The 15502-nt window shown below is 70.7% G+C and carries 13 protein-coding genes, 1 tRNA gene and 1 pseudogene; 9 read left to right on the top strand and 6 right to left on the bottom strand.

Annotated elements, in window-relative coordinates; translation table 11 throughout:
* Positions 1-168: 168 nt before the first annotated feature.
* Positions 169-1065: a sigma-70 family RNA polymerase sigma factor gene (locus tag ACIG5F_RS03015; protein ID WP_396515699.1), complete on the bottom strand. Its 897-nt coding sequence runs from the start codon at positions 1063-1065 to the stop codon at positions 169-171.
* Positions 1066-1108: 43 nt separating this feature from the next.
* Between ACIG5F_RS03015 and dnaG the strand changes: the two genes are divergently transcribed.
* From dnaG to ACIG5F_RS03000, 3 genes are all read left to right on the top strand, one after another.
* The gene (gene dnaG, locus ACIG5F_RS03010) at positions 1109-3013 is read left to right on the top strand and encodes a DNA primase (protein ID WP_396515698.1); all 1905 of its coding nucleotides are present in this window, start codon (positions 1109-1111) and stop codon (positions 3011-3013) included.
* Positions 3010-3504 (top strand): hypothetical protein, encoded by a 495-nt coding sequence (locus tag ACIG5F_RS03005; protein ID WP_396515697.1) that lies wholly within the window; start codon positions 3010-3012, stop codon positions 3502-3504. Before dnaG ends, ACIG5F_RS03005 begins: the two co-directional genes overlap by 4 nt.
* A gap of 93 nt (positions 3505-3597) precedes the next feature.
* A complete protein-coding gene (locus ACIG5F_RS03000) occupies positions 3598-4365 on the top strand; it encodes a trans-aconitate 2-methyltransferase (RefSeq protein ID WP_396515696.1) in 768 nt (255 codons plus the stop codon).
* Here ACIG5F_RS03000 and ACIG5F_RS02995 read toward each other — a convergent pair whose 3' ends face one another.
* Entirely contained in the window at positions 4366-4533 is a 168-nt protein-coding gene (locus ACIG5F_RS02995) for a hypothetical protein (RefSeq protein ID WP_396516387.1), read from the bottom strand.
* A gap of 144 nt (positions 4534-4677) precedes the next feature.
* Between ACIG5F_RS02995 and ACIG5F_RS02990 the strand changes: the two genes are divergently transcribed.
* Positions 4678-4750: transfer RNA gene (locus tag ACIG5F_RS02990), tRNA-Asn, on the top strand.
* Positions 4751-4833: 83 nt separating this feature from the next.
* Here ACIG5F_RS02990 and ACIG5F_RS02985 read toward each other — a convergent pair.
* Positions 4834-5511, bottom strand: a complete 678-nt coding sequence (locus tag ACIG5F_RS02985; protein WP_396515695.1) for a TetR/AcrR family transcriptional regulator — start codon at positions 5509-5511, stop codon at positions 4834-4836.
* 55 nt (positions 5512-5566) lie between these two features.
* Here ACIG5F_RS02985 and ACIG5F_RS02980 point away from each other — a divergent pair, with 55 nt between their 5' ends.
* A complete protein-coding gene (locus ACIG5F_RS02980) occupies positions 5567-6814 on the top strand; it encodes an NADH:flavin oxidoreductase/NADH oxidase family protein (protein WP_396515694.1) in 1248 nt (415 codons plus the stop codon).
* Entirely contained in the window at positions 6745-7239 is a 495-nt protein-coding gene (locus ACIG5F_RS02975) for a divalent metal cation transporter (protein WP_396516362.1), read from the top strand. Before ACIG5F_RS02980 ends, ACIG5F_RS02975 begins: the two co-directional genes overlap by 70 nt.
* On the opposite strand, the gene trpS is transcribed toward ACIG5F_RS02975, so the two are convergent.
* The 3 genes from trpS to ACIG5F_RS02960 form a co-directional block, all read right to left on the bottom strand.
* Complete coding sequence (gene trpS, locus ACIG5F_RS02970; RefSeq protein ID WP_396515693.1) at positions 7236-8264, bottom strand: tryptophan--tRNA ligase; 1029 nt, start codon at positions 8262-8264, stop codon at positions 7236-7238. The two genes, ACIG5F_RS02975 and trpS, sit on opposite strands and share 4 nt — an antisense overlap.
* 149 nt (positions 8265-8413) lie before the next feature.
* Complete coding sequence (locus ACIG5F_RS02965) at positions 8414-9385, bottom strand: amidohydrolase family protein (RefSeq protein ID WP_396515692.1); 972 nt, start codon at positions 9383-9385, stop codon at positions 8414-8416.
* Positions 9382-10023: a TetR/AcrR family transcriptional regulator gene (locus tag ACIG5F_RS02960; protein WP_396515691.1), complete on the bottom strand. Its 642-nt coding sequence runs from the start codon at positions 10021-10023 to the stop codon at positions 9382-9384. The genes ACIG5F_RS02965 and ACIG5F_RS02960 overlap by 4 nt, the downstream gene beginning before the upstream one ends.
* A 97-nt stretch (positions 10024-10120) precedes the next feature.
* Between ACIG5F_RS02960 and ACIG5F_RS02955 the strand changes: the two genes are divergently transcribed.
* The 3 genes and pseudogenes from ACIG5F_RS02955 to ACIG5F_RS02945 all read left to right on the top strand — a co-directional run.
* Entirely contained in the window at positions 10121-12793 is a 2673-nt protein-coding gene (locus ACIG5F_RS02955) for an MMPL family transporter (RefSeq protein WP_396515690.1), read from the top strand.
* The gene (locus tag ACIG5F_RS02950) at positions 12793-14727 is read left to right on the top strand and encodes a YhgE/Pip family protein (RefSeq protein WP_396515689.1); all 1935 of its coding nucleotides are present in this window, start codon (positions 12793-12795) and stop codon (positions 14725-14727) included. The genes ACIG5F_RS02955 and ACIG5F_RS02950 overlap by 1 nt, the downstream gene beginning before the upstream one ends.
* 215 nt (positions 14728-14942) lie before the next feature.
* Positions 14943-15502 (top strand): annotated as a pseudogene (locus tag ACIG5F_RS02945) (IS1380 family transposase); the annotation flags it as partial.

Here is a 15502-nt window from a genome sequence, read left to right as displayed (position 1 = left end):
TGCTCACAAATAGGCATATCTCACCTATGACCAGGCATCCCCCGCCACTCCCTGGGGTGGCCGCCCCGTCGCCAGCCTACCCGAGGCGGGGGCTAGTCGATCTTGATAGCGGGGTGCCTGTGGACAACTCGGGGGCTGTGGACAAGTCGGGCAACTGGCGGCAGGGGTTCAGGGCTGGGGCGGGGTGTCCAGGGCGAGGTGGGTGAGCTTGTCGGGGTTGGCGACGTCGTAGAAGGCGGCGATGCGGCCGTCGCGGAGGGCGAAGGTGGCGACGCGGGCGGCGGGGCCGTGGCCGGCGGGGAGGACGAGGCCCAGGTCGCCGTTGACGAGTGAGAGGCGGAAGGCGGCGAGGGCCTGCGGGCCGTACATGGTGCGCAGGCCGAGGAGGAAGCGGGCGACCTTGTCGTGGCCGGTGATGACGTTGATGGCGGTGCGGGCCTGGCCACCGCCGTCGCCGACGACGATGGCGGTGGGGTGCAGGACCCGCAGGACCTGGTCGATGTCGCCGGAGGCGACGGCGGCCATGAACTCGGTCAGCACGGCGCGTTGGGTGTCGAGCTCGGCCCGAGGGGGCACGTCGGCGTCCTCGACGATGCGGCGGGCCCGTGAGGCGTGCTGGCGGGCGGCGGCGGGGGTGCAGCCGAGGGTGGCGGCGATCTCGGGGAAGGGCACGCCGAAGGCGTCGTGCAGGACGAAGGCGACGCGCTGTTCAGGGGTGAGGGTGTGCAGGACCACGAGGGCGGCCATCCGCACGCCGTCGTCACGCACGACGAGGTCCAAGGGGTCGCCGCCGTCGAGCGGGGTGACGAGGGGCTCGGGCAGCCAGGAGCCGACGTAGCGCTCGCGCTGGGCGGCGGCGGACTTGAGCTGGTCCAGGCAGATCCGGCCGACGACGGTGGTCAGCCAGGCGCGCAGGTCGCGGATGCCGTCGGGGTGCGCGGCCAGCCGCAGCCACGCCTCCTGCACGGCGTCCTCGGCGTCGCCGAAGCGCCCGGTGATGCGGTAGGCGACGCCGAGCAGGTGCGTGCGGTGCGTGCTGAACTCGGCGGCGAGGTCGACGGACATGCGCCGATCCTGCCGCATGGACGGCCGCCTACACTCGACTGTTGTGGCAGGACGCATCCGGGACAGTGACATCGCCGAGGTGCGCGACCGCAACCGGATCGACGAGGTGGTCGGCGAGTACGTCGCCCTGCGCAGGGCCGGCGGCGGCGCGCTGAAGGGGCTGTGCCCGTTCCACGACGAGAAGACCCCGTCGTTCAACGTCCGGTCGACGCACGGCACCTTCCACTGCTTCGGCTGTGGCGAGGGCGGCGACGTGATCGCCTTCGTGATGAAGATCGATCACCTCAGCTTCGTGGAGTCGGTGGAGCGGCTGGCCGAGCGGGTGGGCATCCAGTTGACCTACGAGGGCGGCGGCGCCAGCGTGCAGCGCGACCGCGGCACGCGCAGCCGGCTGCTGGACGCGCATCGGGCGGCGTCGGAGTTCTACATGGAGCAGTTGCGCACGCCGGACGCCCTCAAGGCGCGGGAGTACCTGGCCGAGCGGGACTTCGACGAGGCGACGGCGAGCACGTTCGGCTGCGGCTTCGCGCCGGCCGGCTGGGATCTGCTGACCAAGCATCTGCTCGGGCGCGGGTTCGAGCTGGAGGAGCTGTACAAGGCGGGCCTGTCCCGGGAGGGGCAGCGCGGGCCGATCGACCGGTTCCACCGAAGGCTGCTGTGGCCGTTGAAGGATCTCGGCGGCGACGTGGTGGGCTTCGGCGCGCGGCGGCTGTTCGACGACGACCGCATCGAGGCGAAGTACGTCAACACGGCGGAGACGCCGATCTTCAAGAAGTCACAGGTGCTGTTCGGCATCGACCTGGCCAAGCGGGAGATCGCTCGGCGGCACCAGGTGGTGGTGGTCGAGGGCTACACCGACGTGATGGCCATGCACGCCGCGGGCGTGCCGACGGCGGTGGCGGCGTGCGGCACGGCGTTCGGCAGCGACCACATCTCGGTGCTGCGGCGGCTGTTGATGGACGACGACGCGTTCCGCGGCGAGGTCATCTTCACCTTCGACGGCGACGCGGCCGGACAGAAGGCGGCGCTGAAAGCGTTCGAGGACGAGCAGAAGTTCGCCGCGCAGACCTTCGTCTGCATCGCGCCGGACGGCATGGATCCGTGCGAGCTGCGGCAGAACAAGGGCGAGACGGCGGTGCGCGATCTGGTGGCGCGGCGACAGCCGCTGTTCACCTTCGCCATCAAGGCCCTGCTCGCCGAGCACGATCTGGACACGGCCGAGGGGCGGGTGGACGCGCTGCGCCGCGCGGTGCCGATGGTGGCCCAGATCAAGGACGTCTCGCTGCGGGACGAGTACGCGCGGCAGCTGGCTGGCTGGGTCGGCTGGGAGGACACCAACACCGTCGTGCGGCGGGTGCGAGAGTCCGCGGGCGGCGGCGGTGAGCCCGCGCGGCGGGGCCGTCGGGTGCAGCAGGCCGACCCGAGCCAGGGCGCCCTCGGCCTGGACGTCTCCGGGCCGGCACGGCCGCGGCGGGACGACCCGGCGCTGTGGACGCAGCGTGAGGCGCTCAAGGTCGCCTTGCAGGCGCCGGCGCTGGCCGGGCCGTACTACGACTCGCTGCCCGAGGACTCGTTCAGCGATCCGGCCTACCTGGAGTTGCACCGCGCGGTGATCGCGGCCGGCGGGGCGTCCTGCGGGATCTCCGGGCCGGCGTTCGTGGACGCGGTCGGGCAGGGGCTGCAGCACCAGAGCCTCAAGTCGCTGCTGACCGAGCTCGCGGTGGAGCCGCTCCAGGTGAAGTCCGAAGTGGACATCCGCTACGTCGAGGTGATCGTGGCGAGGTTGCAGGAGACGTTGGTGGGCAAGCAGGTCGCCGACCTCAAGTCCCGGTTGCAGCGGCTGTCGCCGGTGGAGCAGCCCGACGAGTACCGGGAGCTGTTCGGCGACCTGGTGGCGTTGGAGCAGTACAAGAAGGCGTTGCGTGAGCAGGGGATCGGTGGCTTTTGAGCTGGCTGCGCCGACGGCTGACCGGGGCCCCGGAGGGGTTCGCCGGCCGGCTCGCCGAGAACGAGAGCGTGGCGGCGAGCTGCACTTCCGGCGGCGAGCCGGTGGTGGCGACGTCGCTGGGGCTGTGGCTGCCCGGTGAGGAGCGGCTGGGCTGGCATCTCGTCAGCAAGGCGACCTGGGACGGCGCGGCGCTGACCGTGATCGCGGCGGTGGAGAGCGGCGCCGCCGGCGCGGCCGTGTTGCTGACCGACCAGCCGCCGCGCCGGTACCCGCTGGAGCAGCCGGGCAAGCTGCCCGAGGCGGTGCAGCGGCGGGTCACGCAGTCGATCGTCGATCGGCACCGGCACGAGCTGGCGGGCGGCGGCGCGTGGTTCGTGCGGCGCCGGGTGCCCGGCCAGGACGGCACGATTCTCCAGGTCAGGGCCGATGTCGGGGCTGATCCGGCGGCGGTGGCGAGGCTGGCCGAGAAGGTGGCGGCCCGGCTGTCCTGAGCCCGGCCGGCCGCACCAACGGGCACGAGGTCTGGTGGCGCACCCCCGTAGGCGCTATAAAAGACGTACGTACGGTTTGCAGGGAGGCTGACGATGTGGGATCCCGCCAAGTACCTCGCGTTCGGCGATCACCGGGCGCGTCCGTTCCACGATCTTGTCGGCCGGGTGGCGGCCGAGAAGCCGCGCCGGGTGGTCGATCTCGGCTGCGGGCCGGGCAATCTGACCGTGACGCTGGGGCAGCGCTGGCCGGAGGCGGTGGTGGAGGCCTCGGACTCCTCGCCGGAGATGGTGGCGGCCGCGCGTGAGCGGGGGATTGACGCCGAGGTCGTCGACGTCAACGACTGGACGCCGCAGCCCGACACCGACGTCGTGGTCACCAATGCGGTGCTCCAGTGGGTCCCGGGCCACGCGGCGCTGCTGAGCCGGTGGGCCCGTGCGCTGCCGGACGGGACCTGGCTGGCGATGCAGGTGCCGGGCAACTTCTCGTCGCCGTCGCACACCACCATCCGGGAGGTCGTGGGCCGGCCGAGGTGGCAGCGCGAGCTGGCCGAGCTGGCGCTGCGCGAACCTCTGGCGGTGCTCGACCCGGCCGGCTACGCCGACGTGCTCGTGGAGGCCGGCTGCGAGGTCGACGCCTGGGAGACGACCTATCTCCAGCGGCTGTCCGGGCCCGATCCCGTCCTCGAATGGGTGACGGGAACGGCCCTTCGCCCGATCAGGGCAGCCCTCGACGAGAACGCGTGGACGGAATTCCGCGCCGAACTCGCCGTCGAGCTGCGCAAGCAGTATCCGCCCCGGGCCGACGGCGCCACCTGGTTCCCGTTCCGGCGGGTGTTCGCCGTGGCCCGGGTGCGACGTTGATCACGCCTCCTGGCCGCCGAGCTTGGCCCTGACCACCCCCGCGACGCCCTGCACCGCGGGGTGGTCCTTGAGCCGGCGGTAGACCCGCACGAGCTCGTCGTACCGTTCCCGACCAGCGCGAGTCCCCAGCACGTAGCCGACAGCAACGCCCAGCAGGAAAGTCTTCATGGTCGGTTCCTCCGCATCGCCGCCCGCCGTCCTGACCCCCTGTGCGTACCCGCTGGAGGGGGGTGTGTGAAACCCCCTCGCCCGCATGCGCTACAGTTATCACCAGTCGAGCGGGAGACCGCGAGGCGAAGAACAACAGAACATTCCTCCATAGCTCAATTGGCAGAGCATGCGACTGTTAATCGCAGGGTTGCTGGTTCGAGTCCAGCTGGAGGAGCGTTTAACCAGGTGAGGCCCCATCCACAATGGATGGGGCCTTGCTTGTTGTCGGGATTTATCGGTGGGCTCCTATAGGGATGGTCACAGGGCGGCGGCGGCCTCGGGGAGGCCGAGGACGGCCAGGATGGCGTAGCTGATGTCGGGTTCGAGGGCGGCGAGGCCGTCGGCCGGGTGGGCGCGAAGGTAGTCGGTGGCCAGGGTGTCGGCGGCGCCCATGGCGGCGTCGAAGGCGCTGGCGGGGACGGGGCGGTACTCGGGGTGGCGGCCGGGCAGGCTGGAGTGCCAGAGCCGGAGCAGGTCGGCCAGTTGGCGGCGGCACTCGACGCGGCGGTCCCGGGCCTCGGGGCCGGCGGCGTAGATCTCGATGAAGAAGGCCTTGGCGAACGCCGGCTCGTCGGCGACGGCGCAGAGATAGGCGAGGTTCACGGCCCGGAGCTGGGCCACGGGGTCGGCCAGGGGCTGCTCGATGACGGCGAAGACGGCGGCCATCATGGCGTCGCGGCCGACCTCGTGGGCGGCCAGGAAGCACTCCAGCTTGTCGGTGAAGTGCTGGTAGAAGGTCTTGCGCGAGACGCCGGCGCGTTCCAGGACGTCGGCGACGGTGGTGGCGGCGTAGCCAAGCTCGGCGGCGGCCATCATGACGCCGTAGAGCAGCCGTTCGCGCTGTGATCCGCTGACGAGCTCGCGGGCCAGGCCGTGCCGCCCGGCGGGCAGGCTCCACACCCTCGGTCGGAGGGGAGAGCTTGACTTTGCCTCCATGTTCAGAAACAGTACCGTTTATATCGGAAACTGTGGTGTTTATGGAGGGGTGCCCATGCTCAGCGCCACCCGCCGACTGGCCGACGCCGTCACGCTCCCCAACGGCCAGGTCCTGCCCAACCGGCTGATGAAGTCGGCCTTGAGCGAGGCCCTCGCCGGCCGCGACCACGGCCCGTCGGACCGCCTTGAGCGGCTCTACCGGCGCTGGGGCGCGGGCGGCTACGGCCTGGTCGTCACCGGCAACGTGATGGTCGACCGCCGGCAGCTGGGCGAGCCGGGCAACGTGGTGATCGAAGACGACCGGCACCTGGCCGGCCTGCGCCGCTGGGCCGACGCCTACCAGGGCTCGCCGCTGTGGATGCAGATCAACCACCCGGGCCGGCAGGCGAACCCGCTGGCCGGTCGCAGCCGGCCGGTGGCCCCGAGCGCGGTGGCCCTCGACATCCGCGGCATGGCCCGGCCGCGCGCCCTGACCGAGCCGGAGATCCTGGAGATCATCGAGCGCTACGGCACCGCCGCGGCCGTGGCCGAGGCGGCCGGCTTCGACGGCGTCCAGATCCACGGCGCGCACGGTTACCTGGTGACCCAGTTCCTTTCCCCACGCTCCAACCGGCGCGTCGACGACTGGGGCGGCGATGCCGAGCGCCGCCGCCGCTTCGTGCTGGAGGTCCTGCGTGCCATCCGACGCCGGGTCTCGCCGGGCTTCGCGGTCGGCATCAAGCTCAACTCGGCCGACTTCCAGCGCGGTGGCTTCACCGAAGAGGAATCGCGCGACGTGGTCCGGGCCCTGGTCGCGGAGGGCATCGACCTGATCGAGATCAGCGGCGGCTCGTACGAGGCCCCGGCGATGATGGGTGCCGTCCGCGCGTCCACGGCCGCCCGTGAGGTCTACTTCCTCGACTACGCGCGGACGGTCATGAGCCTGGCCGGCGCCGTGCCCATCGCCGTCACCGGCGGTTTCCGTTCCCTGGAGGCGATGACGGCCGCCGTGGGCGAGCGCGACTGCGACCTGGTCGGCCTCGGCCGGCCGACGGTGGTCAACCCCGACGCGGCCGTCGAACTGCTCGACCGTGGCCGGGAACGGCTGGAGGCCCCGTCGGTCCGGTTCGGCGCCCGTTCGATCCTGCGGCGCTTCGGGCAACTGTCCGCTTTGGACGGTGCCCTGAGCCTGAACTGGCACACCGATCAGCTGCACCGCATGGGCCGTGGCCTCGACCCCGATCCGGAGCGCAGCTGGCACCGGGCGGCCCTGGTCATGCTGGCCCGCAACGGATTCGGCGCGCTGCGGCCCAGGCGGGGCTAACGGCCGTCCCGCGGCGGAACCGACCGGCGTGGTCGTCATGGCCAGCAGGGTCGCCGCCCGCTCTCGTCACACGATCGGGAGGAGCAAGCGCTTTCCGAACCGGTCGAAACCGCGGCTACGCCGGGGCGGCCGCGATGGACGGGCTGCTCGACTACCGCCTCCCGATGCTGGCCCGCCGGGCGTTGACCGCGTTGCCGGCCGTGGCGTTGCTGGCCGCCGGCGTCGATCCGGACCAGGCATTGCTGTGGTCACAGGTGGTTCTCTCGTTCGGCATCCCCTTCGCCCTCGTGCCGCTGATCGTGTTCGCGGCGCGGCGGCGGCTGATGGGCCGCTGGGCCAACCGCGCCGGCCTCACGGTGGCGGCCTCGGCGATCGCCGCCACCGTGATCGGGCTCAACTTGGCCCTGATCTGGAGCACGGTCTAGTAGACGGTGCCCATCGCCCGGCGGACCTCGGAAAGCGTCTGCTCGGCGATGGCGTTGGCCCGCTCGTTGCCGACCTGGACGATCTTGCGCACGTAGGCCAGGTCGGCGGCGTAGGCGGCGCGGCGGGCGCGGATCGGGGCCAGGAACTCGTTGACGGCCTCGATGACCGTGCGCTTCAGGGCCGCCGCGCCGTCGCCGATCTCGGCGGCCACCGCGACCGGATCCCGACCCTGGCACAGGGCGGCCAGCAGCACCAGGCTCGACACCTCGGGGCGGTTGACCGGGTCGTAGGTGATGTGCCGGTCGGCGTCGGTGCGGGCGCCCTTGAGCAGGCGGGCGGTCTCATCCGCGGTGGCACCAAGGGTGATCGCGTTGTTCCGACTCTTGCTCATCTTCGTGCCGTCAGTGCCGAGCAGCACCGGAGCGGCCGACAACAGCACGTCCGGCTCCGGGAACACCGGGCCGTAGCGCTCGGTGAACCGGCGTGCGATGGTCCGCGTGATCTCCACGTGCGGCAGCTGGTCCAGGCCCACCGGCACGAGATTTCCCTTGCAGAACAGGATGTCCGCCGCCTGGTGCACGGGATAGGTGAACATCAGCCCGCTCACCGACGACTGCCGCGAATGCGCGATCTCGTCCTTCACGGTCGGATTCCGTTGCAGCTCGGGCACGGTGACCAGGCTGAGGAACGGCAGCAGCAGCTGGTTCAACGCGGGCACGGCGCTGTGCGTGAACACCGTGGCCCGCTCGGGATCGATGCCGACGGCCAGGTAGTCCAGCACCAGCCCCTCGACGGTTTCGGCCAACCGGTCGGCCACGTCCCGATCGGTCAGCACCTGGTAGTCGGCGACGATGACGAACAGCTCCACGCCGAGGTCCTGCATGCGGACCCGGTTGCGCAGCGTGCCGAACAGGTGCCCGAGATGCAGCGGCCCGGTCGGGCGGTCCCCGGTGAGCACGCGGAACCGGGCCGGGTCGGCCTGGATCTCCAGTTCCAGCTCGGCGCTGCGGGTGATGGCGTCCATGTCTTGTCTCCCAACGGAATCGGCGTCCGACGGACAAACCGCTCCGAGGAGAGGCGCGCCGTCCGGACGGACGGCGCGTGTGCGTGCGAGGTGGCCGTCCCTAAGCGGGACGCCACCAGTTCAGGCACGCTGACGAGGTCACCAGGTCATCATACCTTCAGTCGTGGGAACAGCGCCTCCGAGTTGCCGCGGTCGATCGCCGCCCGCAGTGAGCTGTGCATGCGAAAGTCCTCGTACTGCTTGGTGATGAACCCGATCGCCGGCGCCGGCGCGAACGGGAAGTCGCTGCCGTAGGTGATGTGGTCCGGGTCGGCCACCTCCAGCAGGCTGGGCAGCGCGGCCGGCGTGGCCGACAGGGCGACGTCGTAGTAGAACTGCCGCATCACCGCCAGCTGCTTGGGCACCTGGTGCTTCTGGTCGACCAGGGTCCACAGCTGCTGCGCCTTGTTCTTGGCGTTCAGCATGGTCAGCAGGATCCGGTAGGAGATGTAGGGCACGAAGCCGCCGGCGTGAGCCAGGATGAACTTGATGTCCGGGTAGCGCTCCATCGACCCGGACAGGATCAGGCTGATCGCCGTCCGCGTGGTGTCGAGCAGGAAGTCCGCGGTGAAGGTGGGAATTCCTGGCACCTCGGGCGCGGGCAGTTCGCCCGGGTGCACGAACACCGCGGCCTGCCGGCGGTTCAGGAATTCCAGCAGCGGCTCGAACGCCGGGTCGCCGAGATAGCGGCCGTCGTTGTTGGCCAGCAACACGATTCCGTCGGCGTGCAGCTCGTCCAGCGCGTACGCCGCCTCGTCCAGCGCGCCCTCGACATCGGGCAGCGTCAGCGTGGCGAAGAACCCGAACCGGTCCGGCCGCCGTGTGACCAGGGCGGCGCAGAACTCGTTGATCTCGCGGGCCCAGGACCGGGCCTCGGGCACGTCGCCGAAGTAGACGCCGGGCGTGGACAGCGACAGCACCCCGGTCTGGATGTCCTGGCCGTCCATGAACTTCAGCGCCGCGGACTCCGACCAGGACGGCAGGTCGATGCTGCCGGGCCGGATTCCCTTCTCGCGCATCCATTCCGCGTAACGCGGCGGGACCACGTGCTGGTGGGTGTCGATGCGGCGGGCGCGGGTCATCGGGTTTCCTCCTCGGCGGGCACGATCAGGGCGGCGAACAGCCGCGGCAGCACTTCGGTCACGTAGTGCCGGTCGTCGGCGCCCCGCAGGATGGCGCGCTTCAAGGTGGCCTCGTACAGGGCGATGATCGTCAGGACGGCGCTGTCCACGTCCACGGTCAACCGCCGGCCCAGCTTGGCCAGCGTGTCGACGAGGATCTCGGCCAGGGCCTCCTGGAACCGCTCGTCGGCGGCCGCGGTCAGCGGGCGCAGCTCGTCCTGGCGCAGGGCCTGGGCGCTGAACTCGACGTTGAGCTGGTACCACGTGCGGTCCGAGGCCAGCGCCGCCATGAACAGCTCGCCGGTGTGCCGCAGCACCCGGGTGGCGACGTCGGGATCGGCGATGTCGGCGTTGTTGATCGCCGACGCCACGGCCGTGCGCAGCCGGTCGACGCGCTCCTGGGCCTGCACCTCGTGCACGGCCAGGAACAGCTGCTCCTTGCTGGCGAAGTTGGAGTAGAAGGCGCCGCGGGTGAAGCCGGCCCGCTCGCAGATCAGCTCCACCGGGGCGTCCCGGATGCCGAACTCGGCGAACACCTCGTACGCGGCCTCGACCAGCCGTTCCCGTGTCTGCGCCCGTCTCCGGGTCACACCTGCCATGTTGTCTCACCCGATCGCGTGACTGAGGATACACAGTGCATCGGATACACCGCGTATTACGATACATCACGTATCCAACCCGACGGGAGAACCGATCGTGTCCTCGTTCCTCTACCGCCTCGGCCGGGCCGCCGCCCGGGCCCGGGTGCTGGTGTTGGCCCTGTGGCTGGCGGTGCTGGCCGCCGCCGGCGGCGGTGCGCTGCTGCTCAACCAGGGGACCGACGACACGTTCGCCATTCCCGGCTCGCAGTCGCAGGACGCGCTCGACCACCTCAAGCGGGTCTTCCCGCAGACCGCCGGCGTCTCGGCCCAGCTGGTCGTGCTGGCCCCGGCCGGGCAGCGGGTCGACACCGCGACGACCAAGCAGGCCGTGGCCGATGCGATCAACCGGATCACGAAGGTGGACCAGGTCGCGACGGCCGTGGACCCGTTCGACAAGTCGGCCGGGGTCTCCGGCGACGGCCGGGCGGCACTGATCGCCGTGCCGCTGACCGTCCAACAGGCTCAGCTCAACCCGTCGACCAAGACCCAGCTCACCGCCATCGCCGACGATCTCGCGGCCAAGACCGGCACGCACGTCTACACCGGCGGCGACGCCTTCTCCAACCGTGTGCCCAAGCTCAGCCCGACCGAGGGCATCGGCCTGGTCATCGCGCTCATGGTGCTGCTGCTGATGTTCCGGTCGATCATCGCCGCGTTCATGCCGCTGCTCACCGCCGTGCTCGGCGTCGGCATCTCGATCAGCCTCGTCTACGCCGCCACCCTGGTCGTGCCGATCTCCTCCACCGCCCCGATGCTCGCGGTGATGCTGGGGCTGGCCGTTGGCATCGACTACGCCCTGTTCCTGTTGTCACGACATCGCGACCAGCTGGCCGAGGGGCTCGACGTCGAGGAGTCCATCGCCCGCGCCACCGCCACCGCCGGCTCGGCCGTGATCTTCGCCGGGCTGACCGTGGTCATCGCCCTGATCGGCCTGGCGGTGGCCGGGATTCCCTTCCTCACCACCATGGGCATCGCCGCCGCGGTCGCGGTCGCGCTGGCCGTCTGCATCGCCATCACGTTGGTGCCGGCGCTGATGGCGTTGGCCGGGCAGCGATTGCGGCCACGCGTTTCCCGCCGGAAGAAGCGCCGGGCCAAGCCCCAGATCGCCCGGTGGTGGGTCCGGACCGTGACGAAGATTCCTTTGCTCACGGTGGTTCTGGTGGTCGGCGTGCTGGCCGTGGCCACGCTCCCGGCGGCCGACCTGCGGCTGGCCCTGCCCGACAACGGCACCGAGGAGCCGGGCAGCCCGGCCCGCGACACCTACGACGTGGTCAGCGAGCACTTCGGCCCCGGCTACAACGGGCCGCTGATCGTCACCGCCGACATCGTCACCAGCACCGACCCGATCGGGCTGGTCAACAAGATCGCCGACGAGATCAAGGCGATGCCCGGGGTCGCCGCCGTGCCGCTGGCCACGCCCAACCCCAAGGGGGACACCGGCATCATCCAGGTGGTGCCGACCACCGCGCCGGACTCACCGCAGACCGACGACCTCGTGCACCGGCTGCGCGACGCCGAAGCCCACTTCCTGTCCGCCTACGGCACGCAGACCGCAGTCACCGGCATCACCGCGGTCGGCATCGACGTGTCGGCCCAGCTCGGCAGTTCCCTGCTGCCGTTCGGCCTTCTCGTCGTCGGCCTGTCGCTGATCCTGCTGGCCATGGTGTTCCGGTCGATCTGGGTCCCGATCAAGGCGACCGTCGGCTACCTGCTGTCGGTCGGCGCGGCCTTCGGCGCCACGGCGTTCGTCTTCGACCAGGGGCATCTGGCCGACGCGCTGCGGGTGTCCCACACCGGCAGCGTGATCAGCTTCCTGCCGATCATCCTGATGGGTGTCCTTTTTGGACTGGCCATGGACTACGAGGTCTTCCTGGTGTCCCGGATCCGTGAGCACTACGTGCACAACGGCGATCCGGACGAGGCCATCGAGTCGGGCTTCGTCGCCGCGTCCCGGGTGGTCGTCTCGGCGGCGGTGATCATGTTCGCGGTGTTCGCCGCGTTCGTGCCGGAGGGCAGCGCGACGATCAAGCCGATCGCCTTCAGCCTGGCCGTCGGCGTGTTCGTGGACGCCTTCGTGGTGCGGATGACGTTGGTGCCGGCCGTGTTGGCGCTGCTCGGACATCGGGCCTGGGGCCTGCCGCCGAAGCTGGACCGAATGCTGCCGGTGTTCGACGCCGAGGGCGACTCCCTGGTGCACGAGCTGCGGCTGGCCGACTGGCCGGGCGTGGACGAGGCGATCAGCGCGCACGGCCTCGGCGTGGAGGACGATCGGGGCCGGCCGGTGTACCGCGACATCGAGCTGCACCTGCCGCGCGGTGGCGTGCTTGTGGTGCACGGTCAGGGAAAGACCGCGCTGCTGTATACGCTCGGCGGCCGCGTCACCAAGCTCACCGGCGATCTCAAGGTGCTCGGCCGGGTCCTGCCGCAGCACGTGCACGCCCTGCGCCGCGAGGTCACGGTGATCGGCTGCCGGGACGTCACCGCGCCGTCGGCCGAGGTCGCCGCCGCGCTCGCCGACGACATCGAGCTGGTGTTGGTCGACGACGCCGATCTGGTGTTGCGCACCGATGAGCGCGACGTGCTGCGCGACCTGATCTCCCGTCGCCGCACCGCTTCCGGCCGGCCGGCCACGTTCGTGCTGACCTGCCAGGACCCGGACCGCCTGGCCGACCTGCTGCCGGCCGACGCCCGCCTGTTCTCCCTCGCCCAGCCCGTTGAGGTGCACTGATGTTCAAGCCGTTCGCCAACTCCGCGCGTGCGCTGGCCGCCGGTCCGCTCACCTGGAAGACCTGGACCGGGCTGATCGCCGTGCCGGTGCTGATCATGGGTCTGCTCACCTGGGCGCTGTGGTCCCCGGACACCGATCACGGCACCGCCACCGCGGCCGTGGTCAACAACGACGAGCCGGTCAAGGTGAACGGACAGCTGATTCCGTTGGGGCGCCAGCTCACCGGCGACCTCACGCACAGCTCCGACTCGGCCTACAAGTGGGTGCTCACCGACGCCTCCGACGCCGCTTCGGGGCTGGACAACGGAACCTACGCCGCAGTGGTGACGATCCCGTCCGACTTCTCCGCCCGGGCAACGTCTTCAGCCAGTGGCAAGCCTCTGGACGCCAGTCGGGCCGTGGTCGACATCAAGACCTCGGCCAGCTCCGGCGTCGTCGATCCCGCGCTGTCCCAACGCATCGCCGACGGCACCCAACAGACGCTGAACAACCAGATCGTCGAGACCTACCTGGACAACATCTACGTCGGGTTCTCCACCATCCACGGCCAGATCAACCAAGCCGCCGACGGCGCCGGTCAGTTGGCCGACGGCACCCGGCAGCTGGTGCCTGGCGCGCAACAGGTCGCCGACGGCGCGGCCAGGCTGGCCAGCGGCACCGCGCAGCTGGCCACCGGCTCGGCCCAGCTGTCCAGCGGCCTGACCCAGGCCCAGCAGCAGACCGCGCAGCTGCCGGCGCTGACCAGGCAGCTCGCCGACGGGGCCGAGCAAGTGGCGCAGGGCAACGAGAAACTGGCCGGCGCCATCGTGCCGCTGGCCAACAAGATCATCGCCGCCATCGACGCGCTGCCCTCGGCTGCTGCCGCAGCAGCCGATGTCCAGAAGCTGGCCGACCAATGCGGCGGCGACGCCCAGTTCTGCGACAGCCTCAAACAGGCCGCCGCCCGTCTCACCGCCGATGCCGACCAGATCGACGGAGCCAAGGCCGGCATTCGCGCCCAGGCCGTGCAGGTACGCGACGGCATCCAGGCGCTGGCCGGCGGGGCGCGGCAGGTGGCCAACGGAAACGCCCAACTGGCCAGGCAATCCGGCGCGCTGGCGTCCGGCATCGCCACCGCCGCCGACGGGGCACGGCAGCTGAACACCGGCGTGCAACAGGCCAATTCCGGCGCCCAGCAGCTGGCCAGCGGATCACAGCAGCTCAGCGCCGGCGCCGGCAAGGTGAACGACGGCGCCCAGCAGCTTTCGTCCTCTTTGGACAAGGGGCGCGACCAGGTGCCCAACTACACCGACGCGGAACGCAGCCACCTCAAGACGATCGCCGCCGACCCGACCACGCTCGCCGCCGACAGCGCCTCGTCCGGAGCGTTGGCGATCACGCTGTTCGCCGTCCTCGCCTTGTGGGCCTTGGCTTTGGCCACCTACCTGGTCACCCGGGCCGTCCCCGACGCCGTGTTGACCGCCCGTGAGCCCACGTGGCAGATCATCGCCCGCGCCGCCCTGCCCGGCGCGACCGCCGCCGCGCTGGCCGCGGTGGCCATCACCGCTATGGCCATTCCCGCGCTGGGGCTGGGAGTTGGTGGCTCGTTCGAGTTCCTCGGCGTGGCCCTGCTGGCGGCCTTCGCCTTCGTGTCACTGAACCAGGCCGTCACCGCCATCTTCGGCCGTGCCGGGCGGCTCGCTTCCCTTGCCGTGCTTGTCCTCGGCGCGGCCACCGGCATCGTCTCCACGCTGCCGAGCCCGTTCTACGCCCTCGCCGACTACCTGCCGACCCACGGCGCCGTGCTAGCCCTTCGCGCCGCCGTCACCGGCGACGCCGGCCTCTACACCGGAATCGCCGAGCTCTTCGGGTGGCTGATCGTCGGCATGTTGGCGACGATCCTCGTCACCGACCGCCGCCGGTACCTCTCCACCCGCCAACTCCGACTGGCCTGACCCCCACCGTCATGAAGGGCCCCTTCCTCACGTTCAACCTGGATCCACCGAAAATCTTGATGGTGTGACCGTGTCCTAGACACACAGATGCCCTCTGACTTGGGACGATTGTTCTTGCGACAGAACCAACCGGACCCGAGTGAGAGGGCATCTGCTGGATGCGATCCTCCCATACCCCCGCCCGAACCGCCGCGACCTTTGACGACCCCAACCTCGTGTCGCACGCCGGACTGGTGCCCCTGATCCGGCTGACCGAGACCATCGACCTGCCCGGCCTGGCCGACGACCTGGTCCGGCTCGGCGGCCCGGCCGGGGCCAACCCGGGCGCGAAAATCACCACGATCCTGGCCGGGATGGCCGCCGGCGCGGACAGCATCGACGATCTCGACCAGCTCCGCCACGGCGCGACGCACAGGCTGTTCACCAGCATCCGGGCCCCGTCCACCATCGGCACGTTCCTGCGCTGGTTCACCGTCAGACACAACGCCCAACTCGAGAAACTGGCCGCGACCTGCCTGACCCGGCTGACCGCCCAGACCCCGCTGCTACCCGGCCTACCACAACTGGCGTTCCTCGATCTGGACTCCACAACCACCCGGGTCCACGGCCGTAAGAAACAGGGCGCTCGCTTCGGCCACAAGAAGATCCGCGGCCTGGACTTCCTGGCCGCGACCCTGTCCACCCCCACCGCCGCCCCGGTGATCGTCGCGACCCGGCTCCGCGGCGGCAACGCCGACACCCGCCGCAAGATCACCTCGTTCGCCACCCGTTCCCT

The organism is Kutzneria sp. NPDC052558 (assembly GCF_044547355.1).
Lineage (GTDB): Bacteria > Actinomycetota > Actinomycetes > Mycobacteriales > Pseudonocardiaceae > Kutzneria.
This window is presented reverse-complemented; position numbering and strand designations above follow the sequence as displayed.

What these genes read in the sequence shown, in the direction of transcription:
- ACIG5F_RS02965 (WP_396515692.1), bottom strand. Translation starts at nt 9,385, where the DNA reads ATGACCCGCGCCCGCCGCATCGACACCCACCAGCACGTGGTCCCGCCG.
- trpS (WP_396515693.1), bottom strand. Translation starts at nt 8,264, where the DNA reads ATGGACGCCATCACCCGCAGCGCCGAGCTGGAACTGGAGATCCAGGCC.
- ACIG5F_RS02960 (WP_396515691.1), bottom strand. Translation starts at nt 10,023, where the DNA reads ATGGCAGGTGTGACCCGGAGACGGGCGCAGACACGGGAACGGCTGGTC.
- ACIG5F_RS03000 (WP_396515696.1), top strand. Translation starts at nt 3,598, where the DNA reads ATGTGGGATCCCGCCAAGTACCTCGCGTTCGGCGATCACCGGGCGCGT.
- ACIG5F_RS02995 (WP_396516387.1), bottom strand. Translation starts at nt 4,533, where the DNA reads ATGAAGACTTTCCTGCTGGGCGTTGCTGTCGGCTACGTGCTGGGGACT.
- ACIG5F_RS02950 (WP_396515689.1), top strand. Translation starts at nt 12,793, where the DNA reads ATGTTCAAGCCGTTCGCCAACTCCGCGCGTGCGCTGGCCGCCGGTCCG.
- ACIG5F_RS03015 (WP_396515699.1), bottom strand. Translation starts at nt 1,065, where the DNA reads ATGTCCGTCGACCTCGCCGCCGAGTTCAGCACGCACCGCACGCACCTG.
- ACIG5F_RS02985 (WP_396515695.1), bottom strand. Translation starts at nt 5,511, where the DNA reads ATGGAGGCAAAGTCAAGCTCTCCCCTCCGACCGAGGGTGTGGAGCCTG.
- ACIG5F_RS02980 (WP_396515694.1), top strand. Translation starts at nt 5,567, where the DNA reads ATGCTCAGCGCCACCCGCCGACTGGCCGACGCCGTCACGCTCCCCAAC.